The following is a 25,858-nucleotide window of genomic DNA, read 5'->3' as shown; positions in this document are numbered from 1 at the left end:
CGCTCAGATCTCGGCGACCTCGGCCACGCGGGACAGCTCCCGGCGCAGCTCGAGCATGGACGTGTAGGTGCAGAAGACGCGCATGGGCCGGTCGCCGGCGGCGGCCACGAAGCGCCGCAGCGCGTCGCCGAGGTCGGGGACGACGTCGTGCACGGGGACCTCGTCGTAGTCCAGGCGCAGCGCCATGTCCCAGGCGCGGGTGCCGCCGACGACGTCCACCCCGGCCTCGCGCAGGGAGTGGAAGTCGACGTCCCACAGCCAGGACACGTCCCGGCCGTCGGCGTACTCGTCGTTGATCGTGACCATGGTGGCGTAGTCGCCGGGGCGGGCCGAGGCCAGGGACAGGCGGAACCCGGAGGGGTTCTTCACGAGCAGCAGCTGGAGCGGCCGGCCGTCGACGTGGATGGTCTCGCCGCGCCCGAACGCCGGGGTGACGCGGGAGAGCTCGTCCACCAGTGCGGAGCGGTCGGCCTCCGGTCCGGCGACGGCGAGCACGAGCGCCAGGGCCGCGGCCGCGTTGTAGATGTTGTAGACGCCGTAGAGCTCCACGGTGGCCTCGACGTCATCGCCGCCCACCGTGAGCTGCACCCGGTTCGCCGCGAAGGAGGTCAGCTCCACCTCGGCGGCCGGGCGCGGGGCGAGCTCGCGCTCGTGGTCCTCCTCGGCCTCGGGCCCGCCGGCGGAGCGCATGTCGTCGTCGGAGGGGAACATCCGGCGCAGCTCCGGCGCGAGGCCGAACCAGCGCACGTCGGTGCCGTCCGGGACGTGCTCGGCCAGCGACACGATCCGGGGGTCCTCGCGGTTGAGCACCACGGTGCCCGTGGTGGCCGCGGCGATCTGGGCGAGCATCCGGCGGGTCGTGTCGATCTCCCCGAAGCGGTCGAGCTGGTCGCGCATGACGTTGAGCAGCAGGGCGTGGCGGGGCCGGACCTGCTTGACGAAGTGCACCGCGTGGGCCTCGTCGAGCTCGAGCACGGCGATGTCGGCGTCGAGCCGGCCGGTGAGGCTCATCTCCCCCAGCAGCGCCGCCGCCACGCCCCGCACGAAGTTGGAGCCGGTGCGGTTCGTGAAGACCTTGTACCCCTGCGAGCGCAGCAGCTGGACGGCCATCTTGGTGGTGGTGGTCTTGCCGTTGGTGCCGCTGACGACCACGACCCCGTGCGGCAGCCGCCCGAGCTGCTCGGCCACGAACCCGGGGTGCAGCTTCTCCATCACGAGGCCGGGGAAGGCGGAGCCTCCTCCGCGCAGGGTCGTCAGGTACCGGATGCCTTGGCCGAGCAGGCGCACGTGGGGTCGGGACATGCGCTCCATCCTAGGGCGTGCGGGCGGCCCGCCCGTGGCGCGGCGGCTCGTCGCGGCGCCCTGCGGGGTCGTGAGCCGGTCCCGGCCGCCGAGCCCGTCCGGCCGCCACTCCGAACTCCGTCGCGGCCCGAGGGCTCCTCGTCCGGTGTCGAGCAGGCGGCGGCGGGCACCGGCGGGCGATCGGGTGCGCCCGGTGGGACGTGCGCGTACGCTGGATGCACCTAGACCGGAGCCGGTGGCCGCGGGGGTTCCCCGGGGCCTCGGTCGGAGCCTGCGAACAGAGCCTGCGAACAGAGCCAGTGGACGGAGGGAACGGGTGGAGACCGACAGTCCCATGGTCGAGCTGAGCATGGTCTTCGCCCGGCTGAGCGGCATGCTCCTGAGCGAGGACGGCGCCGCCGGGGCGGCGCGGCGGCTCGCGGAGGCGGCGTGCGTGCTCGTCGACGAGGCGACGGGAGCGGGGGTCTCGCTCCTGGACGAGGCCGGCCGGCGGAGGACGACCGGCTCCACCGGCGGGTCCGTGGACGCGGCCGACGCCCTGCAGTACGAGCTCGGGGAGGGGCCCTGCCTCAGCGCCTGGGCCACCGGGGCGGCCCAGCGGGTCGAGGACACCACCGAGGACCGGCGCTGGCCGGCCTGGTCCGCGGCCGCCGCCGGGGCGGGGATCCGCTCGGTGCTCAGCGTGCCGCTGGTGCGGCAGGAGCACGCCCTGGGGGCGATGAAGGTCTACGCCGCCGCCCCGCACGTCTTCTCCGCCCGGGAGGAGCAGGTGCTGGGCCTGCTGGCCGAGGCCGCGGCCGTGCTGCTGGGCTCGGCCCTGGCGCCGGACGCGCCGAACCGGCTCAGCGCCTCGCTCCGGGCCGCCCTGGCCGACCGCCGGGCCGTCGACCTCGCCACCGGGATGCTGATGGAGCGCCACGGCACGGACGCGCAGGGCGCCCGCGCCACCCTGCTGCACGCCTCCAGGGCCCTGGGCCTGCCCCTGACCCGGGTCGCCTCCCGGGTGCTCGAGCGCGCCCCGGACCCCCAGCTCTGATGGGTGCGCCCGTGGACGACGACGGCGCCGCGCAGCAGGCCCGCCTGCTGCGCCTGGCCGTGGAGGACGCCGGGATCGGTCTGGGCCGGCTGTGGATGGACTACTTCAGCCTCGGCGGCGACGCCGGCACGGTCGAGGTCGACGCCTACCTGCACGAGTGCCTGGGGCTGCCGCCCTTCCAGCGCGACCTCCTGGCCCACGTGGCCAACGGGCTGCTGCGGCCGGGGGCGCCGCGGGCCCCGTACTCCGTGGACCTGCCCGGCGCCCCCCGGGACCCGGGCGCGCTCCCGGACTGACCGGGGACGGCGCCGCCCCGGTAGGGTGTTCCAGCGAACGTGCCCACCCATCGAGTCCGACAGGGACTGAGCCTTGGACAACCCCCTCCTGCGCCCCAGCGAGCTGCCCTACGAGCTGCCGGACTTCCGGAGCATCCGGGAGGAGCACTTCCTGCCGGCCTTCGAGGCGGCGATGGCCCAGGACCTGGAGTGCGTGCGGGCGGTCGTGGCCGACCCCGCGCCGCCCACGTTCGCGAACACCGTCGAGGCCCTCGAGCGCGGAGGGCTGGCCCTGGACCGGGTCGAATCGGTCTTCTTCACCCTCACCGCCGCGCACAACACCGCCGGCGTCCAGCGGATCTACCAGGAGCTCGCGCCGCGGCTGGCCGAGCACAAGGCGGACTTCACGCTCAACAAGGAGCTCTACGCCCGGGTCCGGCGGGTGGACCGCACGGACCTGCAGCCCTGGCAGCTGCGGGCGCTGGACGAGTACGTCTCCTGGTTCCAGACCTCCGGGGCGGAGCTGGGTCTGGACGACCAGCAGCGGCTGCGGGAGGTCAACGACGAGCTCTCCGCGCTGAGCATCCGCTACGGCAACGACCTGCTCCGGGAGGTCAACGCCTCCGCCGTCGTGGTGGACGACCCGAAAGCGCTGGACGGCATGGACCCCGCGGACATCGAGGCCGCCGCCTCCGCGGCCGCCGAGAACGGCCACCGGGGACGCTACCTGCTCACGCCCGCGCTGTTCACCGTCCAGCCGGTGCTGTCGGTGCTCACGGACCGTGCGCTGCGCCGGCGGATCCACCTGGCCGCCGTCCACCGGGGCACCGGCGGGCTCGACGGCGAGGGCTCGCAGAGCCGCACGGACCTGCGCCCCCTGGCCGCGCGGATCGCCCGGCTGCGCGCGGAGCAGGCGCGGCTGCTGGGCTACCGCAGCCACGGCGACCACGTCATGGCGGGCAGCACGGCTCCCTCCCCCGAGGCGGTGCAGGAGATGCTCGAGCGGATCACCGGGCCCGCGGTGCGCAACGCGCTCGAGGAGCGCGCCGAGCTGGAGCGGCTCGCGGGCCACCCGATCGAGGCGTGGGACTGGCCGTTCTGGGCCGAGCGGCTGCGCCGGGAGCGCTATCACGTGGACGCCTCCGCGCTGCGGGAGTACTTCGAGCTGGAGTCGGTGCTCGAGCACGGGATCTTCCGCACCGCCCGTGAGCTCTACGGGCTGGTCTTCACCGAGCGCCCCGATCTGCCCGGCTACCTGCCGCAGGTGCGGGTGTGGGAGGTCACCGACGAGCACGGGGAGGAGGTGGGCCTGTTCCTGGGCGACTGGTTCACCCGGCCCACCAAGCAGGGCGGGGCCTGGATGGGCTCGCTCGTGCACCAGAACCGGCTCACCGGGCAGCGGCCCGTCGTCGTGAACAACGCGAACTTCACCCGCCCGCCCGCCGGTCGCCCGAAGCTGCTGACCCTGGACGAGGTGGTCACGGTCTTCCACGAGTTCGGCCACGCCCTGCACGGGCTGCTCTCGGACGTGCACCTGCCCTCGTTCTCCGGCACGAAGGTGCCCCGCGACTTCGTCGAGTACCCCTCGCAGGTCCACGAGATGTGGGTGCTGCACCCGGACGTCGCCCCGCACTACGCCCGGCACCACCGCACCGGGGAGCCGGTCCCGGAGGCCACCCTGGCCGCCCTCCGGCAGGCCGCCGCGCACGGGCAGGGCTTCCGGACCGTGGAGTACCTGGCCTCGACCTGGCTGGACCTCGCCTGGCACGGGATCGAGGACCCGTCCCGGCTGCCCGACCCGCGCAGCGTGGAGCAGGAGGCCCTGGAGCGGGCCGGGATCGACGTGCCCGGCATCGCCCCGCGCTACCGGACCGGGTACTTCAAGCACATCTTCGCCGGTGGCTACTCCGCCGGGTACTACGCCTACATCTGGTCCGAGATCCTCGACGCGGACACCGCCCGGTGGTTCACCGCCCACGGCGGGCTCACCCGGGAGAACGGCCGCCGCTTCGCGGAGGAGGTGCTCTCCCGCGGCAACGAGACGGCGCCCCTCGAGGCGGTGGAGGCGCTGCTGGGCCGGCGCCCGCACCTCGGCGCCCTGCTGCAGCGGCGCGGGCTGCTGCCCCGCGAGGAGTTCGTGCACCGGCGGCGGGGCGCCCCGGCCCCGGAGGCCGGGGGCCCGGACCGGGGGGACCGGGCCTGAGCAGCCCGCGGCCGAGCGCCACGGCCCCGCCGGGTGCCCGGAGCGGGCCGGGCACCCGGCGGGGCCGTGGCCCGCTCCGGGGTCAGGCCTCCGGCCAGGCGTCGGCGATGTCCTGACGGGTGTCCCCGAGGGTCTGCATGATCGCCTTGGTCCCCGCGAGCACGGGCATGAAGTTCGCGTCCCCGTTCCAGCGCGGCACCACGTGCTGGTGCAGGTGCCCGGAGAGCGACCCGCCCGCCGCGGCCCCCAGGTTGATCCCCACGTTGAAGGCGTGCGGGGAGGCCACCCGCCGGATCGTCGACACGGCGGTGCGGGTCAGGTCCGTGAGCTCGCGCAGCTCCTCCTCCCCCAGCTCCGTCAGGTCGGCCACGTGCCGGTACGGGCAGACCATGAGGTGCCCGGGGTTGTACGGGAAGAGGTTGAGGATCACGAAGCAGTGCTCGCCGCGGTGGACGATGAGGGACTCCTCGTCCGCGCGGTCCGGGCCGTGGCAGAACGGGCACCCGGGGTCCTCCCGCACGGACGGGTCCTCCCCGCGCACGTAGGCGAGCCGGTGCGGGGTCCACAGCCGCTGGAAGCTGTCGGGCACCCCCGGGATCTCGAACTCGTCCTGGCGGATCCAGTGGTGCGGAGGCCCGCCCTCGGGCGCCCGGCCGGTCACTGCCCGACCCCGGCCGTCTCCGCGGCGGCGTGGGGGTCCTCGGGCAGGGCGGCCGTCGGCTCCTCGTTCACCCGGCGCTGGACGTGCGCCACGATCCGTTCGACGGCCTCGCCGACCGGGACGCCGTTGTCCTGGGAGCCGTCGCGGAACCGGAAGGACACGGCGTTCGCCTCGGCGTCCTCCCCGCCGGCGATGAGCACGAACGGCACCTTCTCCTTGGAGGCGGTGCGGATCTTCTTGGGGAACCGGTCCGAGCCGGCGTCGAGCTCCACGCGCACCCCGCGGGCCCGGAGGGTGTCCACCACGCCCTGCAGGTAGTCGTTGAACGCCTCGGCCACCGGGATCGCCACCACCTGGACGGGGGCCAGCCACGCCGGGAACGCCCCGGCGTAGTGCTCCACGAGCACGCCCATGAAGCGCTCCACGGAGCCGAACAGCGCGCGGTGGATCATCACCGGGCGCTGCCGTGTGCCGTCCGCGGCCTGGTACTCGAGGTCGAAGCGCTCCGGGAGGTTGAAGTCCAGCTGGATGGTGGACATCTGCCAGGTCCGCCCGATCGCGTCCTTGGCCTGGACCGAGATCTTCGGGCCGTAGAAGGCCGCTCCCCCGGGGTCCGGCACCAGGGTCAGCCCGGACTCCGCCGCGACCTCGGCCAGGGTCGCCGTGGCCTCCTCCCACAGCTCGTCCGAGCCCACGAACTTCTCCGGGTCCTTGGTGGAGAGCTCCAGGTAGAAGTCGTCGAGCCCGTAGTCCTTGAGCAGGTCGAGGACGAACGTGAGGGTGGTGGTCAGCTCCGCCTTCATCTGCTCACGGGTGCAGTAGATGTGGGCGTCGTCCTGGGTCATGCCCCGCACCCGGGTCAGGCCGTGCACCACGCCGGACTTCTCGTAGCGGTAGACCTGACCGAACTCGAACAGCCGCAGGGGCAGCTCCCGGTAGGACCGGCCGCGCGAGCGGAAGATGAGGTTGTGCATGGGGCAGTTCATGGGCTTGAGGTAGTAGTCCTGCCCCTGCTTGGTCAGCTGGCCGGTCTCGGCGTCGCGCTCCTCGTCCACGTGCATGGCCGGGAACATCCCCTCCCGGTACCAGTCCAGGTGCCCCGAGACCTCGTAGAGGTGGCCCTTGGTGATGTGCGGGGTGTAGACGAACTCGTAGCCGGCCTCGGTGTGGCGGCTGCGGGAGTAGTCCTCCATGGTCTTGCGGATGATCCCGCCCTTCGGGTGGAACACCGGCAGGCCGGAGCCCAGCTCGTCCGGGAAGGAGAACAGGTCCATCTCCACGCCGAGCCGGCGGTGGTCGCGCCGCTCGGCCTCGGCGAGGCGGTCCTTGTAGGCCTTCAGGTCCTCCTTGGACGGCCACGCCGTGCCGTAGATGCGCTGCAGCTGCTTGTTCTTCTCGGAGCCGCGCCAGTAGGCGGCGGCCGAGCGCATGAGGGCGTAGCCGTTGCCGATCAGCTTGGTGTCCGGCAGGTGCGGGCCGCGGCACAGGTCCTTCCAGACCGTCTCCCCGGTCTTGCGGTCCACGTTGTCGTAGATCGTCAGCTCGCCGGCGCCGACCTCCACGGACGCGCCCTCGGCGGCGGCGTCCACGTCCCCGCCCGAGCCGGGGCCCTGGGACAGGCCGATCAGTTCGAGCTTGTACGGCTCGTCCGCCATCTCGGCCCGGGCCTCCTGCTCGCTCACGGCGCGGCGGCGGAAGGACTGCGTGGAGTTGACGATCCGCTGCATCCGCTTCTCGATGGCCTTGAGGTCCTCGGGGGTGAACGCCTGCTCGACGTCGAAGTCGAAGTAGAAGCCGTCGGTGATGTACGGGCCGATGCCGAGCTTCGCGTCCTCGTGCAGCTGCTGCACGGCCTGGGCCATCACGTGGGCCGTGGAGTGGCGCAGCACCTCGAGTCCCTCCGGCTCCGAGATCAGCACCCGCTCCACGGCGTCGCCGTCGGCGAGCTCGGTGGCGAGGTCCCGCAGCACACCGTTGACGCGGGCGACCACCACGGAGCGCTCCTCGCGGTACAGCTCCGCGGCGGAGGTGCCGGTCCCCACCGTGCGCTGCTCGCCGTCGACGGTGATCGTGAGGGGTGCGGACTCGGGCTGGTGCTCCGGCGCGGTGGTCATGGGGAGGGGTCTCCTTCGGTCGGCAACGGCACGCACCCGTACGGGGGGCACGCGGCAGCGGCACCGGCGGGCGGCGCGCACTGCATCGATGGTACCCGTCCGGTGCGGTGCCGACCGCGACCGGGACCTGACCGACCGCGACGACGACGGGCCCCCGTCACCTCGCGGTGACGGGGGCCCGGGACGATCGGTGCGATCAGATGCGGTCGCGGCGATCGCGGTCGGTGAGGCCGGTGCCGCGCTCGGCGTCGGTCTCGACCTCGACCTGCTCCTTGCGGACGTCGGCGTCGACGCGCTCGGTGTCGCGGACGGTCTCCTTCTCGATCCCGACCTTCTCGACGCCCACGGTCTCCTTGGCGACGACGGGGCGCTCCTCGTGGAGGGTCACCTCGACGTCCTCCTCACCGATGGTGCCGGTGGTGGCCTCGGTGCCGCTGAGCGGAGTGCGCTCGACCCGGACCTCCTCGCGCTCGACGGGGACGTCGACGGTCTCGTGCTCGGTCACCACGTACTTGCGCAGGCGGGCGCGGCCGGTCTCCCGCTCCTCCTTGCCGACGTGCAGCCGCTCCTCGTGACGGACCACACCGTTGTCGTCGCGGTCGGTCAGGTCCCGGTCGCGGTCGGTGAGGTCGCGGTCGGTGACGTTGCGGTCCACGTCGGCGATCCCGGCGGTGCTGTTGCGGTCGGTGGCGTCGCGGTCGACCTCGGCGTAGCCGGCGGTGCCTCCGCCGGGCACGGCGTTGCGGTCGGTGTCGAGCGTGTCGTCGGCGTCACGGCCGGTGGTGCCGGTGGTGCCGGTGCCGGTGTAGTCGGTCGTGGCGTAGTCCGTCCGGGTGTCGCGGTCGCCGCCGGTGCCGGAGTAGTTCATCTTGTAGTAGCGGTAGATCTCCTCCTCCTCGGCCGGGGAGAGGTGCTGGTCCGCGTCCACGTGCGGAGCGTCCTTGACGACACCCTTGGCGTAGGGGAGCACGAGGCGGTCGCCGTCCTGCCGGGCGCCCTCGACCGGGACGAAGCTCTCCTTGGTGCCGAACAGACCGGTGTTGACGGTCACGAAGGTGACGTCCTCGGTGTTGTCGTCCAGGAAGACCTGCTCGACCTTGCCGATCTTGTCGCCGTCCGAGTCGTAGGCGGTGGCCGAGAGCAGTGCGTTGACGTCGTACGTAGCCATGAGAACTCCTTCTCTTGATCTGCTGGAGAACGGGCACCCGGGAGGGGCCCGCCGCGGACGAATCCCGCCGGGGGGCGGGGTGCAGCTCGTCCGCTGTTATTAGTAACCATACTGGCTATCAGCCCGCTGGCCAATGGATTCTCCCAGAGTGAAACTGCTGGATCCGCGTCGGCCTCCGGCGGATGATGCCCCCGCCCGGCCCGCTCACCGGGCGGGGGCGCGGGCCGGCGGGCGGACCGGGGCGCGGACGGCCGCCGGGGTCGCCGGGTCGGCGAGGTCCCAGGCCTGCTCCGCGCTGAGACTGATCCCGCGGGGGCCCGTGCGCCGGATGCGCCCGCGCACCAGCAGCAGCCGCGTGCCGAACAGGTGCTGCCCCGAGCGCTCCTGGGCGTCGGGGAAGAAGGCGCAGTCCACCGCGCCCGTGCCGTCGTCGAGACTGACGAAGACCACCCGTCGGCCGCTGCGCATGGGCGGGGTCATGGTCGAGACCCGCACCCCCGCCACGAGCACCTCGGAGCGGTTGCGCAGCTCCAGCAGCCGCTCGGCGGGCACGACCCCCAGCTCCCGCAGCAGGGGCGCCCAGCTGTCCAGGAGGTGCGCCGAGACGTCGACCGCGAGCAGGTCCAGCTCGGTGCGCACCTTCTCCTCGACGGTGGGCTCGGGCCGCTCCGCGGGCAGGCCCCGCAGCTCCAGGTCCCCCAGGTCCAGGGCCAGCTGCCCCTGGACCTCCCGGCTCCCGGGGTCCCGGGGCGGGCGGGCGCTGTCCGCCCGGACGCGCAGGGCGTGCACCAGGTCGGCGCGGGAGGCGGTCCCCCCGGAGCGGCGCAGCAGGCCGTCGAAGGCGCCGACGGCGGCGAGGCGCTCGAGGGTGCGCCGGGCGGGGCGGGCCCGCTGCCGCAGGTCCGCGAGGGAGGCGTAGGGCTGCCCGGCCACGATCCGGCGCACCTCGGCCTGCGAGACCCCGTGGATGCCCGTCAGGGCCAGGCGCACCCCCAGCCGCCCGGGGTCCTCCGTCAGCCGCTCCACCCGGTAGTGCTCGTCGGAGCGGTTGACGTCCACCGGCAGGACGGGGATGCCCATCCGCCGCGCCTCCCCCACGAGCAGGCGCTTGGGGTACATCCCGGGGTCGTGCTCCCAGAGCCCGGCCAGGAACGCCTCCGGGTGGTGGGCCTTCAGCCACGCGGACTGGTAGGTGGGCACCGCGAAGGCCGCCCCGTGGGCCTTGCAGAAGCCGAACGAGCCGAAGGCCGCCAGGATCCCCCACACCCGGTCCACGACGTCCAGCGGGTACTCCCGCTCCCGGGCCCGCTCCCGGAAGTACGTCTCCACCTCGAGCTGCCGGTCGGAGCCGAGCCGGCGGCGCAGCTCGTCGGCCCGGGCGAGACCGCAGCCGGTGAAGGCGTGAAGGATGCGCAGGACCTGCTCGTGGAAGACGGTCACCCCGTGGGTCTCCGCGAGGATCGGGTCGAGGCGCGGGTGGACGGAGACGGGCCGCGACCAGCCGTGGCGGTGCTCCAGATAGGGCCGGACCATGTCCGAGTGCATGGGGCCGGGACGGAAGAGGGAGATGTCCACGATGAGGTCGCCGAAGCTCGTCGGCGCCATCTTGCCGATGAGCTCGCGCTGGCCCGGGGACTCGATCTGGAAGCAGCCCAGGGTGTGGGTCGAGCGGATGAGCTCGAACGTGGCCTCGTCGTCGACGGGGACGGACTCCAGGTCCAGGCGGGGCCGTCCTGGGTGGATGCGGGCCACCTCCTCGACGGCGTGGGCGAGGGCGGACTGCATCCGCACGCCGAGGACGTCGAGCTTGAGCATGCCCATGGGGTCCATGTCGTGCTTGTCGAACTGACTCATCGGCATCCCGGCCCCGCCGGTCTGCACCGGGGTGCGGTCCAGGAGGGAGCGGTCCCCCAGGATCACCCCGCACGGGTGCATGGAGATGTGCCGGGGCAGGCGGTCCAGGCGCTCGGTGAGGTCCACGAGCAGGTCCAGCTGCTTCTCCCGGGACACCTGCTCGGCGAAATCCCGCAGCTCCGGCTGGCGGGCGAGGGTCTCGCGCAGGGTCGAGGCCGGCAGGTGCCACAGCTGCTTGGCCACCGTGTCCACGGTCTCGGGGTCCAGCCCGAGCGCCAGCCCCGCGTCCCGGACGGCGCCGCGGGCCCGGTAGGCGTTCTGCATGCTCATGAGGCTCACCCGCTCCGCGCCGAAGCGGTCGAAGATCTCCCGGTAGACGCGGTGGCGCTGGGCGGACTCGACGTCGATGTCGATGTCCGGCAGGGTCGAGCGGTCGGGCGAGAGGAAGCGCTCGAAGAGCAGGTCGTGCTCCAGGGGGTCCACCTGGGAGACGTCGAGCAGGTAGTTGACGAGCGAGGAGACCCCGGAGCCGCGGGCGGCGTGCCGGACGCCCATCGCCCCGATCATCGCGGAGACCTCGGCCACGGTGAGGAAGTAGGAGGCGAAGCCCAGCTCCCCGATCACCCCCAGCTCCCGGTCCAGCCGGGACCGCACCGCCGGGCTCGCCCGGCGGCCCGGGTAGCGCCGCGCCAGCCCGTCCTCGCAGCGGGCACGCAGCTCCGCGGGCGCCGGGCGCCGCAGGCCCAGCACGGAGGCCTCGGGCACCACCGGGCGGCCCCACCCGCAGTCGGCCACCGGGTCCAGGCGGCTGCGGTCGGCGATCCGCTGGGTGCCCGCCAGCAGGGCCGTGGCGCCCGCGGTCCCGAGGTCGGCGGCCCGGGCGATCTCCGCGGCCAGCGAGCGCATCTGCCGGGTGGACTTGAGCCAGCCCTGGCCGTTGGGCTGCAGCGGCTCCGCCGGGGGCGCCCGGCGGTCGGCGGCGCCCCCGCTGCCGGGCGGACCGGCCCGGCCGAGGGCCTCGAGCGGGGTGAGGGCGCGGGCGGCGTCGAGGACGTCTGCGGTCGCCGCCTCGGCGGGGGTGGCGTAGCGCACCGCGTTGGTCAGCACGGGGGTCAGCCCCGCCTCGGCGGCGGCGCGCAGCAGCCGGGCCGCGTGGGAGGTGCTGCACGCGGTGCCGGGGGCGGCCAGGTGGGTGACCACCTCCACGGCGAGCGCCTCCGCCGGCAGCCGGGCCCGCCAGCGGGCCAGGGCGGCGCGGCCGGCGCGGTAGCGGCGGGCGACGAGCGCCTGACCGACGTCGGAGGCCGGCCCGAGCAGCACGGTCAGCAGGGGGCCGGTGCGCCCGGGGCGGACGGCGTGGGCGGCGATCTGGTCCGGGTCCACCCCGGCCGGGACGCCGCCGGCGTGGGCGGCGGAGACGAGCCGGCACAGGGCGGCGTAGCCGGCGCCGGCGGTCCCGCCGGCGGCGAGGACCAGCACGCGGCCGAGGACGCGCTCGCGTCCGGGGCCGTACAGGGCGAGGTCGGCGCCCAGGACGGGGTCGATGCCGTGCTCCCGGCACGCGTCCAGGTGCTTGACCGCGCCGTAGAGGCCGTCCCGGTCGGTGCAGGCGAGCATCTCCGCGCCGTCCGCGGCGGCCGCGGCGACGAGGGCGGAGGGCCGGCTCACCCCGTAGTGGGCGCTGAAGGCGGTGGCGACGTGCAGGTGCGGAAAGCTCACACCGGTATTCGAATATGTGTTCGAACTTAAGTCAATTGCAAACGCCGGGGCGGGTCACGCCGCGGCGAACTGGGGCAGCACGGCGTCCCCGAAGGCGTCGAGGAAGGCCGCCTGCTCCTGCCCCACGTGGTGCAGGTGGATCTCGTCGAAGCCGAGCTCGGCGTACTCGTGCAGCCACTGCGCGTGCCGGCCGAGGTCGGCGGAGACGTTGACCGCCCCGGCGATCTGCTCGTGCCCGACGTCCTGCTGGACCGCCTTGCGCTGGTAGTCCTGCGGGGAGGCGAGCTCGGCCATGGTGACGGGGTCGAAGACGTTGGTGCGCCACTGCTCGAAGGCGATGGCCCGGGCCTGCTCCGGGGAGGGCGCCCAGCTCAGGTGCACCTGCAGCGCGGCCCGCCCGGTGCCGCCGGCCTCGCGCCAGGTCCCGAGCATCCGCCGCAGGTCCTCGAGGGGCTGGTTGACGGTGATGAACCCGTCGGCCACGGGGGCGAAGCGGCGGACGGTGGCCGGGGTGAGGGCGGCCACCAGCAGCGGCGGCGCGACCTCCGGGGGGTCCCAGACCCGGGCACGGTCGGCGTGCAGCGGTGCGCGGTGGCTGACCTCCTCCCCGGCGTGCAGACGGCGGACGACGTCGAAGCTCGCCTCGAGGAACTGCTGGCGCTGCTCCTTTCCCGGCCACTCGGGGCTGACCGGGCGCTCGTTGAGCCGCTGCCCGCTGCCCAGGGCGGCCCAGAGCCGGCCGGGGAACATGCGGGCGAGCGTGGCCGTGGCCTGGGCGGTGACCACGGGATGGTAGCGCCGGCCCGGGGCGTGCACGAACCCGAACGGCAGGGCCGTGGTGGCCAGCGCCGCGCCCAGCCAGGACAGGGCGAAGCCGGAGTGGCCCTGGCGCGGGGACCACGGCTCCAGGTGGTCGGAGCACATGGCGGCGCCGAAGCCGGCCTGCTCGGCGTGCCGGACGTCGCGCAGCAGCTGCTCGGGCGGGATCTGCTCGTGGGAGGCGTGGAAGCCGATGGTCGCCATGGGGCCCTCCGGTCGGGGTCGGGTCGGGATGGGTGCCGTCGGCCGGCCCGGTCGGCCGGGCCGGGTCGGGAGGCCCGGGTCAGGAGGTCCGGACCAGGAGCTCCTCGGCGGGGGTGCAGACGTTGCGCAGCTGCCCGATGCCCTCGATCTCGGTGACGACCTCCTGGCCGTCGCGCAGCCAGATCCGGCGGGGCTTCTTGGCCAGACCCACCCCGGCGGGGGTGCCGCAGGCCACGAGATCCCCGGGCTCGAGGGTCAGGAACCGGCTGAGGTACTCGACCAGCGCCACGGCGGAGAAGATCATCCGGTCGGTGCGGGAGTCCTGGTGGAGCACGCCGTCGACGCTGCAGCGCACGGCCAGCCCCGCCTCGGGGTCGACCTCGTCCGGGGTCACGACCACGGGCCCCACCGGGGTGGTGCGGTCGAAGTTCTTGCCCTGGAACCATTCGGAGGTCCGGCCCTGCCAGTCCCGCACGGAGATGTCGTTCATGATCGTGTACCCGGCGATGGCGGCGCGGGCCTGCTCCGGCGTGGCGTGGCGCAGGGGCGAGCCGATCACCGCGGTCAGCTCGGCCTCCCAGTCGATCTTCTCGGACTCCTCCGGCATGGCGATGGGGTCGGCGGGGCCGATGAGCGCGGTGGCGTACTTCGCGAAGATCGTGGGGTGCTCCGGGATCTCCTGGCCCACCTCCTCCGCGTGGTCGTAGTAGTTGAGCCCCGCGCACAGGATCTTGCCGGGGCGCAGCACGGGCGTCGCCAGCTCCTCCGGGGCGGGCGCGGGACCCGGCTCCCCGGCCCGCCGCAGGTCGCCCCCGGCGAGGAGGGCCCCGACGTCGGGGACGGGCAGGTAGACGGTCTCCCCCGCCTCCTGGCGGAAGGCCTGGGTGGTGCCGTTCCGTCGCACGGTGCCGAGTCTCACGGGTGCCGCCTTTCTGTGCCGCGGATGCTGCGCCTCCGGGCTCCCCCGCGCGCGGCGGGCGGGCCCTGCCCTCCGATCCTATGCGCCCGCGGCGCGGTGGCCGGCGCCCCTAGGCACAGCGCACCACCTGGGCACCCGAGGCGCTGGTGGCCGCCAGCAGCCGCCAGCGACCGGTGTCGAGGGTGTGGACGAGCTCGAGGGTCAGCAGCTCCGAGCGGACGGTGAGCTGGACCTGGACCCGCCACATCTGCTGGTCCACCGCCCCGATCCCGCGGTCCTTGGGCAGCCGGGCGTCCTCGGCCCACCACGCCCGGCGCTCGTACCAGCGCACGGGGTCCTGCGCCACCCGGTAGCCCCGTCCGCGCCAGCGCACGGTCACCGGCACGCCGCCGGCGTCGCAGTCCACCTCGACGCCCTCCGTCAGAAAGCCCACGACGGCCCCTCCCCTCCTCGGTCCCGGCGCCCGCCGTGCGGCGCGCCCTGTCCCCTGGAAGCTAGAACACCTGTACGACAGGCTAACCCTCGGCATGGTCCCGACGGAACACGTGTTCCCCATCGGTGACCGCGTCCGCACGGGCCGGCCGCCGCCCTGCTCCGCACCCGGGGAGCGCCGGGGCAGCACCGAGGGAGCACCGGGGGAGCCACCGGGGAAGCCACCGGGGAAGCATGGACAAGACCAGCGAAATGGATACGCTGAAAGCACGGAGGGCTTGCCCCGCGAGACCCCCCGGGTCGTCCCCTGTCCCCTCGCCCGACCCACGCCGGATCACCCGGCGCCGACATCACGGAGGCCTCCATGACCGGAACCATCACGCTGATCGCCCACACGGCGGAGAACACCAGGACTCCTGCCGTCTCCCTGCGTCCGGCCACCCCGGAGGACGCCGAGAGCCTCGCCCAGCTCTACTACTCCTCCTACGAGCAGGGCGGGGTCTCCAGCCTCGAGGAGGCGCGCACGGTGATCCGGGGCGTCTTCGACGGCGAGTACGGGCCCTTCCTGCCCGAGGCCTCGCCGGTGGTGGTGGACGACGACGGGACCGTCGTGGCCGCGGCCCTGGTCCTGGCCCGGCGCGTCGGCGAGGACCTGCCCGACACCCCCTACATCTTCGAGCTGTTCACGGCGGCCTCCCGCCGCCGGCAGGGCCTGGCCGAGCAGCTGGTGCGCTGCGCCATGAGCACCCTCTACGACAACGGCTACGACCAGGTGAGCCTGCGCATCGCGGAGGACAACGCGGCGGCGCTCGCGCTGTACCTGACGCTCGACTTCAACCGCTGGGTCCCCGAGACGGACTACGAGACGGACTACGTCTGAGCCGCGGCGGGGCCGGGCTCACAGGGTGAGGTCCTCCCGGACCGGGGGGTCGGCCGCGACGTCCACGAAACGGGCCCAGTGCAGGCGCACGGCCACGAGCCGGGTGCTGTCCTTGCCCGTGGCGCCCGGGTGACGGGACTCCAGCAGCTCGCCGGCGTCCTGCGCCGCAGGGCCCTCGAGCACCGCGGCGCGCCCCTCGAGCTGGAACTCCTGGCCGTCCCCCGAGACCACCACGAGGGAGACCCGGGGGTCGGCCCGCAGGTTCGCGTACTTGCGGCTGCGCTCGTTCGTGCCGAAGACCAGCCGCCCGTCCTCGTGGGCCGTGAGGTTGATCCACGCGGACTCGGGGCAGCCGGTGCCGCTGTTGGTCGCCACGACCCCGCCGCCGTGGGTCCGCACGAAGTCGCGGATCCGGCGGAGGGCCTCCCCGGCGCTCAGAACAGGCTCCGCTGCGGGAGGACGAGCTCCGGGGAGTTGTTGCGCACGTTGCCGACGGCCGGGTCCACCGGGTCCAGCACCCACCGGGCGGCCGTCCGGTGCGCCTCGGCCCGGACCAGGTCCACCAGCTGCGGGGCGTCGTCCTCCCCCGGGCGCAGCCAGTCGTCGACGTGCTCGGGGGCCAGCGGGATCGGCATCCGGTCGTGCAGCTCGTGCAGCTCGCCCAGCACGGGGTGCTCGGCGGAGGGCTCCGGGGAGTCGGTGGTGAGGATCGAGCAGGACAGCAACCACGTGCTGCCCCCGCCGTCCCGGCCGGGCTGCAGGGCCGCCGAGTGCAGCTCCGCGCCCTCGGGCACCCGCCACCACTCGTAGATCCCGGCGAACCAGATGGTCTCCTCCGGGTCGGCCGGGTGGACGTAGTAGGGCTGCTTGCGCCCGCCCTTGCCGGGGCCCGGCTCGCGCTTCCACTCGTAGTAGCCGTTGGCGGGGACCGCGCACCGGCGGGCGCGGACCGCCTTGCGGAAGGACGGCTTCTCCAGGACGGTCTCCGACCGGGCGTTGAACATCTTCGACCCGACCGCGGGGTCCTTGGCCCAGCCCGGGACCAGTCCCCAGCGGGCCACGTGCAGCTCGCGCACCAGCTCCCCGCCGTCGACCCGGCCGTCCCCGCCCGCCAGGCGCTCCAGGACGATCGGCACGTCGGTGGTCGGGGCGGTGTTCCAGTTGGCCCGCAGCCGCTCGGAGTCGGCCGCGCCGAGGCTCTCGTCCGGGACGGCCCCGGTCTCGGCCACGAGGTCGCCCACGGCCCGGGCGATGACGTAGCGTCCGCACATCTGCTGCCTCCTCGGTCTGCCCGGCCCGCGGCCGGGGCTCAGTCGGTGAGCGGCCCGTACCCCAGGTACTCGGAGTACATGCCGTACACCTTGCGGATCCCGCGCTCGACGTCGGCCACGGTGGTGCCCGGGCGCAGGTCGTCCACGGCCCCCGCGGTCGCGGGGTCCCACTCCAGGTCCAGGGCGGCGTAGACGTCGGTGAGCACCGAGCGGATGGGCTCGGACTGCTCGACCACCAGCACGGTGCTGAAGTACCAGGCGCCCGCGACCACCCGCTGGGCGGTGCCGGCCAGCTTCACCTTCCGGCCCGGGGCCGACGACGACGCCGGGTGCGTCCCGTGCACGCTGTGCTCCCCGGCGCAGTACTCGCCGGGGATCTCCCCGACGTCGGCCTCGACCTCGAGCTCCTCCAGGGCCGCCACGAGCATGTCCCCGAACAGGCGGTAGCGGTCCTGGATGCCCGTGGTCGGGTCCTCGGCCGCCTCCAGGTGGTCCACGATCAGGCACCCGCCGTGGTAGGCCGCCGCGCGTCCGCCCACCCGCCGGACCAGGGGCTCGAAGCCGCTCTCCCGGGCGGCCCGGGCGGCGTCGGCGAAGCCCGGGCGCAGCTCGTCCCGGCGGCCGAAGGCGACCGTGGGCGCCGGTTCGTAGAGCCGCAGCACGGGACCGCTGCGGCGGACGTCGGCGAGGAGGGTCATGGCGCTCTCGTAGTCCTGCTGGGCGCCCAGGGACTCGCGCTGGCGGAGTAGTTTCATGCTGGGCCCCAGTCTAGTCGCGGGTCAGCGCGCGGCGATGCCGCTGGCGCGGAACCACTGCCCCAGGGCCACCGCACTGACCTCGACCTTCTCGGCCCACGCGAGCGCGGCCTCGTCGGCGGCGTCGGAGACGTGCTTGACCATCCGCAGCCGCACGCCCAGGTGCCGGCAGGCCACCGCGATCGCCCAGCCCTCCATGTCCACGAGGTCGGCCCGGGCGGCCAGGGCGTCCCGGGCGGGCCCGCCGGCCACGAACGAGTCCCCGGTGGCGAGGACCGGGCCTTCGCCGCCGAGCTCGATGACGTTGTCCACGGGGATCCCGGCCGCGCGCAGCAGCTGCTCGTCCACGTCCCGGTTGATGATCCGCGAGGGCTCGTGCACCCCGTGCAGCCCGTCCCGCAGCGCTCCGGCGCTGCCGATGTTGAGCACCGTCAGCTCCGCCCGCCGCGCGGGGTCCGGGCAGCGGGTGAGCACCGCCTCGGTGGTGTGCACCGCCGCCGCCGACATCCCGACGCCGGTCAGGACCAGGTCGATGTCGTCCGGGAAGTACTTGGTCTCCAGCGGGTGGGCGGCGAGCACGAGCAGTTTCTGCACCCGCCCACTCTATCCGCCCCCCACGCGCCCTCGCCCGCCCTGGCATGCCCCCCCCACGTACCCACGTGCCCCCGCGCACCCCGCCGCCGGTACCGGGTCCCCCCTCCCCACCGGTCCGCACCGCCGAGTCCCCCATGTCCTCGCAGATCCCCCCGTCCGATCGGGGGGATCTGCGAGGACATGGGGGATTCGGCGCAACGGGATGGACCACCAGGGGGTCCGGCGGGGCAGGGCGCCGGATCCGGGCGGGGCGCCGGGGGTCGGCGCCGGGGCGTTCAGTGCGGGCGGGGGGCGAACAGCGCGGCGAGCCGGCGGTCGGAGTCCGCCTGGGCCGCGAGGTCGTGCGCGCCGCCGGTCACCAGCAGCTCGTCCGCCCCGGTCCGGGCGACCAGCTGCTCCAGGCCCGCCCGGACCTCCGGGGCCGTGCCGTGCACCGAGGCCGCCAGGGACTCCTCCACCAGGCGCCGCTCCCGGTCCGGGAGCACCTCCGGGTCCGCCGGTCCCGCCGGTTCCAGGGGCGGGAACTCACCCCGCGTCCGGGAGGCGGCCAGCGCTCGGGCCTCGGGCAGGAGCAGCCGCCGCGCGGCCTCCCGGGTGCCCGCCACCGCGACGTTCGCCGAGACCACCACGTGCGGTTCCGGCCACCACGACGACGGGCGGAACCGCTCGCGGTAGCGCTCCAGCACCGCGGCGGCGCCCTCGGGGCCCGGTCGGAACAGGGCAGGACCGCCGAGCACCACGGCGAGCCCGGCCCGCGCCGCGACGTCCACCCCGGCGCCGGTGGCCAGCACGAAGACCGGCGTCGCGGCGTGGTCGCGCGGGCGGGCGGTCACGGGGGCGGTGCCGGAGAGGTGGGCGAGCAGCTCGGCGAGGTCGTCCCCGAAGCGGGCCGCGGCCTCCTTGCCCGTGCGCAGGGCGTCCCGGACCGCGCCGGTGAACCCGAGCGAGCGGCCCACCCCGAGGTCGATCCTGCCGGGGTGCAGGGCCTGGAGGGTGGCGGTCTGCTCGGCGACCACGAGCGGCTGGTGGTTGGGCAGCATGATCCCGCCCGAGCCGATCCTGATGCGGCGGGTGCGGGCCGCGGCCGCGGCCATCAGCACCGCCGGCGCGGAGCCCGCGATGCCGGGCACCCCGTGGTGCTCGGCCACCCAGAACCGGTGGTAGCCCAGCTCCTCCGCCCGCTGCGCCCGGTCCAGGACGCGGGCGAGCGCCTCCGCCTCCGTGGACCCGCGCCGGGTGGCGGCGCGGTCGAGCAGGGACAGGGCGATGTCGGAGAGGGGCATGTCCGGCTCAACCGCCGCGGCGGAGGAGGCATTCCGGGACCGCCGCGGCTCAGCCGGTCCGGCCCACGGCCTCCTCGGCGGCGACCCAGCCGAGCATCGCGCACTTGACCCGGGCCGCGAACCGGGACACCCCGGCGAAGGCGGCGGCGTCGCCCAGCAGCTCCTCGTCGGGCTCCACGGTGCCGCGCGAGCGCAGCAGCTCCCGGAACGCCCCGATCAGCCCGAGCAGCTCGGACCGCGTCAGGCCCGGGGCGGTCTCGGCCAGCACGGAGGCCGCGGCCATGGAGATCGAGCAGCCCTCGCCCTCCCAGCTGATCCGCTGCACCACCGGCTCCGCGTCCTCAGCGCCCGGGGGCGCCGGTGCCAGTTCGGCCCGCACGGTGATCTCGTCGCCGCACGTGGGGTTGTACTGGTGCGACTCGGCCACGGCGTGGCCGGGGGTCGGTGCGGCCAGGCCCTTCCCGGAGCGCCGCTTGGCGTGGTCCAGGATCACCTCCTGATACAGCCCGTCCAGCGCGCTCATCGTCGTCTCCTCGGTCGGTCCGGTGCGGTGCGCCCGGGGTGGGTGCTCACAGTGTGGGGGCGCACGGTGCGGATGCGCACGGGATCAGCCTGCCACGCCGAAGTAAGCCCGCACTCCGGCCAGCTCGTCCAGGAACCGGTCCACGTCCTCGGTGGTGGTGTAGAGGTAGCCGCTGGCCCGGGTGGTCGCGGTCAGCCCCAGCGCCCGGTGCAGCGGCTGGGCGCAGTGGTGGCCCACCCGCACGGCCACCCCCGCGACGTCGAGGACCTGCCCGACATCGTGGGCGTGCACCCCGGCCACGTCCACCGCGGCCAGCCCCACCCGGTCCGCCCCCGGGGGCGGACCGATCAGCCGGACCCCCTCCAGTTGGGCGAGTCCGGCGGCCAGCCGCTGCCCCAGCTCCCGCTCGTGGGCCGCGATCCGGCCCATCCCCACGCCCTGCAGATACTCCACCGCCGCGGCCAGGGCCACGGCCTGACTGATGCGCTGGGTGCCGGCCTCGAAGCGGATCGGCGCCGGCAGGTAGGAGGCACCCTCCATCGTGACCCGGGTGATCATCGACCCACCGGTGAGGAACGGCGGCATCGCGTCCAGCAGCTCCGCCCGCCCCCACAGCGCCCCGATGCCGGTGGGCCCGAGCATCTTGTGCCCGGAGAACACCGCGAAGTCCACCCCCAGGGCGGGCAGGTCCATCGGCAGGTGCGGGACCGACTGGCAGGCGTCCAGCACGCTCAGCGCCCCGGCCTCCCGGGCCAGGCCCACGAGGTCCGCGACGTCGGTGACGGCGCCGGTGACGTTGGAGACGTGGCTGAAGGCCACCACCCGGGTCCGCTCCCCGATCACCTGCCGGGCGGCCTCGTGGTCGAGCATCCCGGACCCGTCGACCGGGATCCAGCGCAGGCTCGCCCCGGTGCGGGCGGCCAGCTCCTGCCACGGGATGAGGTTGGCGTGGTGCTCGGCCTCGGTGGTCACGATCTCGTCCCCCGGCCCGAGCCGGAAGCGGGCGGCGGCCTCGCCGCCGCGCCCGGCGGCGGCGTTGGAGAAGGAGTAGGCGAGCAGGTTGATCGCCTCCGTGGCGTTGGAGGTCCACACCAGCTCGGCCTCGGTGGCCCCCACGAACCCGGCCACGACCCGGCGGGCCTCCTCGTAGGCGTCGGTGGCCTCCACCGCCAGGGCGTGCGCGCCGCGGTGCACCGCCGCGTTGCGGTGCAGGTAGAATTCCCGCTCGGCGTCCAGCACGGCCAGCGGCTTCTGCGAGGTGGCCCCGGAGTCCAGGTAGGTCCCCGGGTCCCCCGTCAGCAGCGGGAAGTCCTCCCGGATGGCGCGCACCTCGGCGTCGGTCAGCGGCTGCACGTCGTTTCCGTCCATGGTCCGACACTCTACGGCCCGGGCCGGCGGCGGTCCCGGCCGCTAGGGTCGGCGGGGCCGGAGATAGGTGCGGCCGCTGGCGTCCTTCTCCACCACGTACTCCTGCTGCAGGTCCTGGTACCACTGTCGGGTCTGCTCGCTGGGCTGGTCCTGACCCCGCAGGTCCCGGCGGCTGCGCGCGGCAGGTCCGTAGAACCGCATGGCGAGGTCGTCGAAGCGGCGGAACAGGCTGCGCCGGGGCGGGCCCGGCTCGTCGTCGGGGGTCTGCTGGTCGGTCATGGTGTCCTTCTCGGGGATTCGGTCCGCGGTGCCGGCAGGTCACCGGCGGCGTCGGCTGGGTCCGCTCGCCGTCGTGCGGCCCCACCGGCGACGACGGGCGGCCGCGGCGGGTCCGCGCACTGGGACGGGAGCAGGACCGTGCGAGGCGGCGGAGCACAGGACCATGATCGCTCCCCCGGCCACCGGGGGCAAAGGCGGTGCCCGGCCAGGACGGGAACCGGCGGCGCCAGGGCGGCCGGTTCGGGGTCCGCGCCGGGACCACCGCGTGGTGCCGATGACCGCCCCGGCTGCGGCTGCCCCCTCCCGCGGGCCGCCGGCCGGGACTACGCTGGGCGGAACTGCTCGAGAGGTGCAGGATGGACGACCGGACGATCGCCAGGACCCAGGCCCGGATGATCCGCGCCGCGATCAGCGACGCAGGCCTGGGTGTGCGCGAGCTGTGGGGGGAGTACCGCCGCAGCGGCGGGGAGGTCGACGAGCTGGAGGTCGACGCCTACCTGCACCATGCCCTGCACCTGGTGCCCCGGCACCGGGACAGCCTCGCGCGGGTCACCAACCGCATGGTGCCCGGCGCCCGGGTGCCCTGCTCCCGGGACCTGCGCCCGATCGACGGCATGTCCGAGACGTGACCCGGCCACGGCGGGGCGCCGCCGGTCCGATGCCGTGACGGATGCCGGTCCGATGCCGGTCCGATGCCGTGACGGCTATCGTGACGGCATGGCCCCACACCACACTGGACGGACGCTGACTGCCGGACTGATCGGATACGGCATGGCCGGTCGGCAGTTCCACACGCCGCTGCTGCGGGAGGCCGGCTGCCGGGTCACCGACGTCGTCACGACCGACCCCGGCCGTCGCGCCGAGGCCGACACCGACTGGCCCGGGGTGTCGGTGCACCCGGACCTCACCGCGCTGCTGGATGCCTCCCGCCCGGACGTGCTGGTCGTCGCCTCGCCGACGGGCCGGCACGTCGAGCACGCGCTGGCCGGTCTGGACGCCGGGATCCCCGTGGTCGTCGACAAGCCGCTGGCCCTCGACCACGCCGGCGCCGCCGCCGTCGCCGCGCGGGCCGAGACCACCGGCACGCCGCTGACCGTCTTCCAGAACCGCCGCTGGGACGCCGAGCAGTTGACCCTCGCCCGGGTGCTGGCCGAGGGCCGGCTCGGGGACGTGCACCGGTTCGAGCGCCGCTGGGAGCGCTGGCGCCCGGTGCCCAAGAACCGGTGGCGGGAGAACGCGGTCGGTGCGGGCGGCGGGCTGCTGCTCGATCTGGGCCCGCACCTCGTGGACGCCGCAATGCAGCTCTTCGGTCCCGTGACCGGGGTCCGGGCCGAGCTGCGCGCCCTGACCACGCCCACGGAGGACGACGTCTTCCTGGCCCTGGACCACGCCTCGGGCACGGTCAGCCACCTGTGGGCCGCGAGCCTGGTGGGCGCCCCGGGGCCGCGGACCCGGGTGCTCGGCTCGGCGGGCGCCTTCCTGGTGCCCGGCCACGAGGACAGCCCCGGGCCCTTCGACGTCCTGGACCCCGGGGCCGGGACGACCGGCTGGCTGGTCCGCGGCACCGAGCGCACCCCCGTGCCCACCGCCACCGGCGGGCCCGCCGACTTCTACCGGGACGTGGCCCGGTGGATCCTCGACGGCGGGCCCGCCCCGGTGGACCCCGCCGACGCCGTCGCCACGGCCGCGGTGCTCGACGCCGCCCGCCGCAGCGCCGCCACAGGCTCCCGGGAGGCCCCCGCGACCTCCGGCCGGTGAGGGACGGCCGGTGAGGGACGGCCGGTGAGGGACGGCCGGGAGACGCGGTGCGGGCCGGTCAGACCGCCCCGCCGGCCGCCTCCGGGGTGCCGGAGCCGTGGCCGCCGCCGTGCCCGTGGCCGCCGTCCCCGACGTGCTCGCGCGCCAGGTAGTTCTCGATGTCGAAGAGATTGTCCGCCCGGGCGGCGATGTTCACCAGCGTGGTCATCGACGCCACCTCCTCCACCTGCTCCTGGAGGAACCAGAGCATGAACTGTTCCCCCAGGGGGTCCCCCTCGGCCCGGGCGGCGGCGAACAGCGCCTTGATCTGCTCGGTCACCTCCTGCTCCTGGGACAGCGCCAGGGCCAGGGGCTCGCGCACATCACTGAAGTCGTTGCGCACCTCCCCGACCCCGGGGATGGCCAGGGGCAGGTTCCGGTCCAGGATGTACTGGACGATCATCATGGCGTGGTTGCGCTCCTCCAGAGACTGCCGGTAGAAGTGCCGGGCCAGCTGGGGCAGGTCCTGGCCGTCGAACCAGACGGCCACGGCGACGTACTGGTGGGAGGCGGCGAACTCGTGGCCGACCTGACGGGTCAGCAGCTGGGTGAAGGACTCGGGGGCCATCGGACGCTCCTGGGGTCTCGGCGTCCCGGGCGGAGATCGACGCCGCGCGCCGGCCCGCGCAGGCGTCGCCGACCGGGGCCGGGGCTGTGCGCGTGACGGCCGGACGGCACCGGAGGGCCACGGCGCGGCACCCCGGTGAGGATGCCGATTCTAGTCCTCCGGCACCATCCGGCGGCAGAGCGGGCGGGGCTCCGGCGCGACCGTCCCGGCCGCCTCGCCGCGAGCCCCGGCAGGGGGTCCGCACCAGGTGGTGAGCGCCTCCTCGAGCCCGGACCGGGTCCCCTCCCCCACCCAGGCCACATGGCCGTCCGGCCGGATCAGCACGGCCGTGGGCGCCGGGACGGTGCCGAGCGCCGGCAGCTCCCAGGGGCCGGCGCACTCGGCGTGCACCCGTCGGACGCGGTCCGCCCAGGGGCGGACGTCGACGCCGTCCGGCGCCTGCCCGGCGAGCTCGAGCAGCACCGGCCGGGCCTCGTGCAGGAGGCCGAACACCCGCAGGGGCCCGTCCGCCGTGCGGAGGTCGAGGTCCGGCATGCGCCGCCCGAGCAGCGGGTGCCCCGGCACGAGGTCGTAGCGGATGTCCAGCCCGGACATCATCGCGGCGAACCGGCGGCGCGGTTCCTCCATGCCCAGCAGCTCGGCGACGGTCCCGCCCACGGCCCGGAGGCGCTCGTCGGGCCGGCGGAGGGCGACCTGGGCCATCGTGTGGCGCAGCACGCGGGCGGCAACGGGGTGCCGCTCGGCGTGGTAGGTGTCCAGGAGGTGCTCCGGAGAAGTCCGCCGGAGCACCTGGGCCAGCTTCCAGCCCAGGTTCACCGCGTCCTGCACACCGGTGTTGAGGCCCTGGCCGCCGTCCGGGGCGTGGACGTGGGCGGCGTCGCCCGCCAGCAGGACCCGCCCCTCCCGGTAGGACGCCGCCTGCCGGGTGGTGTCGGTGAACCGGGTCAGCCAGGTGGGGCTGTGCACCCCGTAGTCGGTCCCGTACACCGCCACGAGCGCGTCGCGGAGCTCGCGCAGGGTGGGCTCGCGGCCGGGCCCGACGTGGCGCTCGGTCACCATGATCCCCACCTGCCCTCCCTCCGTCCGGCGGAAGGCGTGCTTGCCGAGGGCGTCCTGGTGGATGCCCCACTCCGGCTCCTCGTCCGTCTCGGCCTCGGCGAGCAGACTGCTGGTCGTGGCGTCCCAGCCCGGGAAGGCGATGCCGGCGGTCTTGCGGACCCGGCTGCGCCCGCCGTCGCACCCGACGACGTACTGGCCCCGCCACCGCCGGCCGTCGGACAGGTCGACGTCGACCCCGGCGCCGTCCTGGACGGCGCCCGTCACGTCGTGGCCGTAGTGGACCGGCACCCCCAGCTCGCCGGCCCGGTCGGCGAGAAGGCGCTCGATGTGGTTCTGCCACAGCGCGAGCCCGTAGGGATGGCGGGTGGGGAAGTCGCTGATGTCCAGGGGCACGCCGGCGTATCCCGCGACCTGGGCGGTCGCTCCCCGGGACAGGAACCGGTCGGCGAGCCCCCGCTGGTCGAGCACCTCGATGGTGCGCGCGTGCAACCCGCCGGCGCGCGCGCCGACGAGGTCCTGGCCCGGACGCCGTTCCAGGACGGCGACGTCGACCTCCGCCAGCGCCAGCTCGCCCGCCAGCATCAGGCCCGTCGGCCCCGCGCCGACGATCACCACCGCGTGCTCGTGCATCCGCTCCCCCTCGGTCCGCCGGCACCGGGTCCGCCCCGGTCCCGGTCTGTGATTCTGCGACGCCGCGGGGGGCTTGCGGCAAGCCCCCCGCGGCGTCGTACGGTGGAGGTGAGGGGAGGCCCCCTCCCCGCCGGTGCGCGCGCCA

General features: G+C 74.8%; 24 protein-coding genes. 6 read left to right on the top strand and 18 right to left on the bottom strand.

What is annotated here, in order from left to right; all coding sequences use genetic code 11:
• Positions 1 to 3 precede the first annotated feature (3 nt).
• The gene (locus tag PU704_RS09830) at positions 4 to 1,311 is read right to left on the bottom strand and encodes a Mur ligase family protein (protein ID WP_277551193.1); all 1,308 of its coding nucleotides are present in this window, start codon (positions 1,309 to 1,311) and stop codon (positions 4 to 6) included.
• A 307-nt stretch (positions 1,312 to 1,618) separates the two neighbouring features.
• Between PU704_RS09830 and PU704_RS09825 the strand changes: the two genes are divergently transcribed.
• From PU704_RS09825 to PU704_RS09815, 3 genes are all read left to right on the top strand, one after another.
• Positions 1,619 to 2,338, top strand: coding sequence for a GAF and ANTAR domain-containing protein (locus PU704_RS09825; protein ID WP_277551192.1), 720 nt, complete (start codon positions 1,619 to 1,621; stop codon positions 2,336 to 2,338).
• Positions 2,338 to 2,634: a hypothetical protein gene (locus PU704_RS09820; RefSeq protein ID WP_277551191.1), complete on the top strand. Its 297-nt coding sequence runs from the start codon at positions 2,338 to 2,340 to the stop codon at positions 2,632 to 2,634. The genes PU704_RS09825 and PU704_RS09820 overlap by 1 nt, the downstream gene beginning before the upstream one ends.
• 73 nt (positions 2,635 to 2,707) lie before the next feature.
• A complete protein-coding gene (locus PU704_RS09815; RefSeq protein ID WP_277551190.1) occupies positions 2,708 to 4,816 on the top strand; it encodes a M3 family metallopeptidase in 2,109 nt (702 codons plus the stop codon).
• A gap of 82 nt (positions 4,817 to 4,898) precedes the next feature.
• Here PU704_RS09815 and PU704_RS09810 read toward each other — a convergent pair whose 3' ends face one another.
• The 7 genes from PU704_RS09810 to PU704_RS09780 form a co-directional block, all read right to left on the bottom strand.
• Entirely contained in the window at positions 4,899 to 5,477 is a 579-nt protein-coding gene (locus PU704_RS09810; protein WP_277551189.1) for an HIT family protein, read from the bottom strand.
• The gene (thrS, locus tag PU704_RS09805; protein WP_277551188.1) at positions 5,474 to 7,591 is read right to left on the bottom strand and encodes a threonine--tRNA ligase; all 2,118 of its coding nucleotides are present in this window, start codon (positions 7,589 to 7,591) and stop codon (positions 5,474 to 5,476) included. The genes PU704_RS09810 and thrS overlap by 4 nt, the downstream gene beginning before the upstream one ends.
• 196 nt (positions 7,592 to 7,787) lie before the next feature.
• Positions 7,788 to 8,759, bottom strand: coding sequence for a PRC and DUF2382 domain-containing protein (locus PU704_RS09800; RefSeq protein ID WP_277551187.1), 972 nt, complete (start codon positions 8,757 to 8,759; stop codon positions 7,788 to 7,790).
• Between the two features lie 204 nt (positions 8,760 to 8,963).
• Positions 8,964 to 12,332, bottom strand: coding sequence for a DNA polymerase III subunit alpha (locus PU704_RS09795; protein ID WP_277551186.1), 3,369 nt, complete (start codon positions 12,330 to 12,332; stop codon positions 8,964 to 8,966).
• A 54-nt stretch (positions 12,333 to 12,386) separates the two neighbouring features.
• A complete protein-coding gene (locus tag PU704_RS09790) occupies positions 12,387 to 13,355 on the bottom strand; it encodes a TIGR03885 family FMN-dependent LLM class oxidoreductase (protein WP_277551185.1) in 969 nt (322 codons plus the stop codon).
• A gap of 79 nt (positions 13,356 to 13,434) precedes the next feature.
• Positions 13,435 to 14,274, bottom strand: coding sequence for a fumarylacetoacetate hydrolase family protein (locus tag PU704_RS09785; RefSeq protein ID WP_277551184.1), 840 nt, complete (start codon positions 14,272 to 14,274; stop codon positions 13,435 to 13,437).
• A 109-nt stretch (positions 14,275 to 14,383) separates the two neighbouring features.
• A complete protein-coding gene (locus PU704_RS09780; RefSeq protein ID WP_047802385.1) occupies positions 14,384 to 14,707 on the bottom strand; it encodes a DUF6504 family protein in 324 nt (107 codons plus the stop codon).
• Positions 14,708 to 15,070: 363 nt separating this feature from the next.
• On the opposite strand from PU704_RS09780, the gene PU704_RS09775 reads away from it, so the two are divergent.
• Entirely contained in the window at positions 15,071 to 15,586 is a 516-nt protein-coding gene (locus tag PU704_RS09775) for a GNAT family N-acetyltransferase (protein ID WP_277551183.1), read from the top strand.
• Positions 15,587 to 15,604: 18 nt separating this feature from the next.
• On the opposite strand, the gene PU704_RS09770 is transcribed toward PU704_RS09775, so the two are convergent.
• From PU704_RS09770 to PU704_RS09735, 8 genes are all read right to left on the bottom strand, one after another.
• Positions 15,605 to 15,997, bottom strand: coding sequence for a pyridoxamine 5'-phosphate oxidase family protein (locus PU704_RS09770; protein WP_338130227.1), 393 nt, complete (start codon positions 15,995 to 15,997; stop codon positions 15,605 to 15,607).
• Between the two features lie 23 nt (positions 15,998 to 16,020).
• Positions 16,021 to 16,857: an SOS response-associated peptidase gene (locus PU704_RS09765; protein ID WP_277551181.1), complete on the bottom strand. Its 837-nt coding sequence runs from the start codon at positions 16,855 to 16,857 to the stop codon at positions 16,021 to 16,023.
• 38 nt (positions 16,858 to 16,895) lie between these two features.
• On the bottom strand, positions 16,896 to 17,612 hold the full coding sequence (locus tag PU704_RS09760) for a lipoate--protein ligase family protein (protein ID WP_047802382.1): 717 nt from the start codon (positions 17,610 to 17,612) through the stop codon (positions 16,896 to 16,898).
• Between the two features lie 24 nt (positions 17,613 to 17,636).
• Positions 17,637 to 18,206: a nucleosidase gene (locus PU704_RS09755; protein WP_277551180.1), complete on the bottom strand. Its 570-nt coding sequence runs from the start codon at positions 18,204 to 18,206 to the stop codon at positions 17,637 to 17,639.
• A gap of 275 nt (positions 18,207 to 18,481) precedes the next feature.
• A complete protein-coding gene (locus PU704_RS09750) occupies positions 18,482 to 19,489 on the bottom strand; it encodes an MsnO8 family LLM class oxidoreductase (RefSeq protein ID WP_277551179.1) in 1,008 nt (335 codons plus the stop codon).
• 49 nt (positions 19,490 to 19,538) lie between these two features.
• Positions 19,539 to 20,012 (bottom strand): Fe-S cluster assembly sulfur transfer protein SufU, encoded by a 474-nt coding sequence (gene sufU, locus PU704_RS09745; RefSeq protein ID WP_277551178.1) that lies wholly within the window; start codon positions 20,010 to 20,012, stop codon positions 19,539 to 19,541.
• Between the two features lie 84 nt (positions 20,013 to 20,096).
• On the bottom strand, positions 20,097 to 21,380 hold the full coding sequence (locus PU704_RS09740) for an aminotransferase class V-fold PLP-dependent enzyme (protein ID WP_277551177.1): 1,284 nt from the start codon (positions 21,378 to 21,380) through the stop codon (positions 20,097 to 20,099).
• A gap of 42 nt (positions 21,381 to 21,422) precedes the next feature.
• The gene (locus PU704_RS09735; RefSeq protein WP_047804634.1) at positions 21,423 to 21,659 is read right to left on the bottom strand and encodes a hypothetical protein; all 237 of its coding nucleotides are present in this window, start codon (positions 21,657 to 21,659) and stop codon (positions 21,423 to 21,425) included.
• 356 nt (positions 21,660 to 22,015) lie between these two features.
• On the opposite strand from PU704_RS09735, the gene PU704_RS09730 reads away from it, so the two are divergent.
• Together PU704_RS09730 and PU704_RS09725 are read left to right on the top strand one after the other, a co-directional pair.
• Positions 22,016 to 22,288 (top strand): hypothetical protein, encoded by a 273-nt coding sequence (locus tag PU704_RS09730; RefSeq protein ID WP_277551176.1) that lies wholly within the window; start codon positions 22,016 to 22,018, stop codon positions 22,286 to 22,288.
• 88 nt (positions 22,289 to 22,376) lie between these two features.
• Positions 22,377 to 23,417, top strand: a complete 1,041-nt coding sequence (locus tag PU704_RS09725) for a Gfo/Idh/MocA family protein (RefSeq protein WP_277551175.1) — start codon at positions 22,377 to 22,379, stop codon at positions 23,415 to 23,417.
• Between the two features lie 58 nt (positions 23,418 to 23,475).
• Here PU704_RS09725 and PU704_RS09720 read toward each other — a convergent pair whose 3' ends face one another.
• Both PU704_RS09720 and PU704_RS09715 read right to left on the bottom strand, forming a co-directional pair.
• Entirely contained in the window at positions 23,476 to 24,024 is a 549-nt protein-coding gene (locus PU704_RS09720; RefSeq protein ID WP_277551174.1) for a ferritin, read from the bottom strand.
• Positions 24,025 to 24,174: 150 nt separating this feature from the next.
• Positions 24,175 to 25,713: an FAD-dependent monooxygenase gene (locus PU704_RS09715; RefSeq protein WP_277551173.1), complete on the bottom strand. Its 1,539-nt coding sequence runs from the start codon at positions 25,711 to 25,713 to the stop codon at positions 24,175 to 24,177.
• Positions 25,714 to 25,858: the final 145 nt, after the last annotated feature.

Source organism: Kocuria oceani (assembly GCF_029524215.1).
Classification (GTDB): Bacteria; Actinomycetota; Actinomycetes; order Actinomycetales; family Micrococcaceae; genus Kocuria; species Kocuria oceani.
This window is presented reverse-complemented; position numbering and strand designations above follow the sequence as displayed.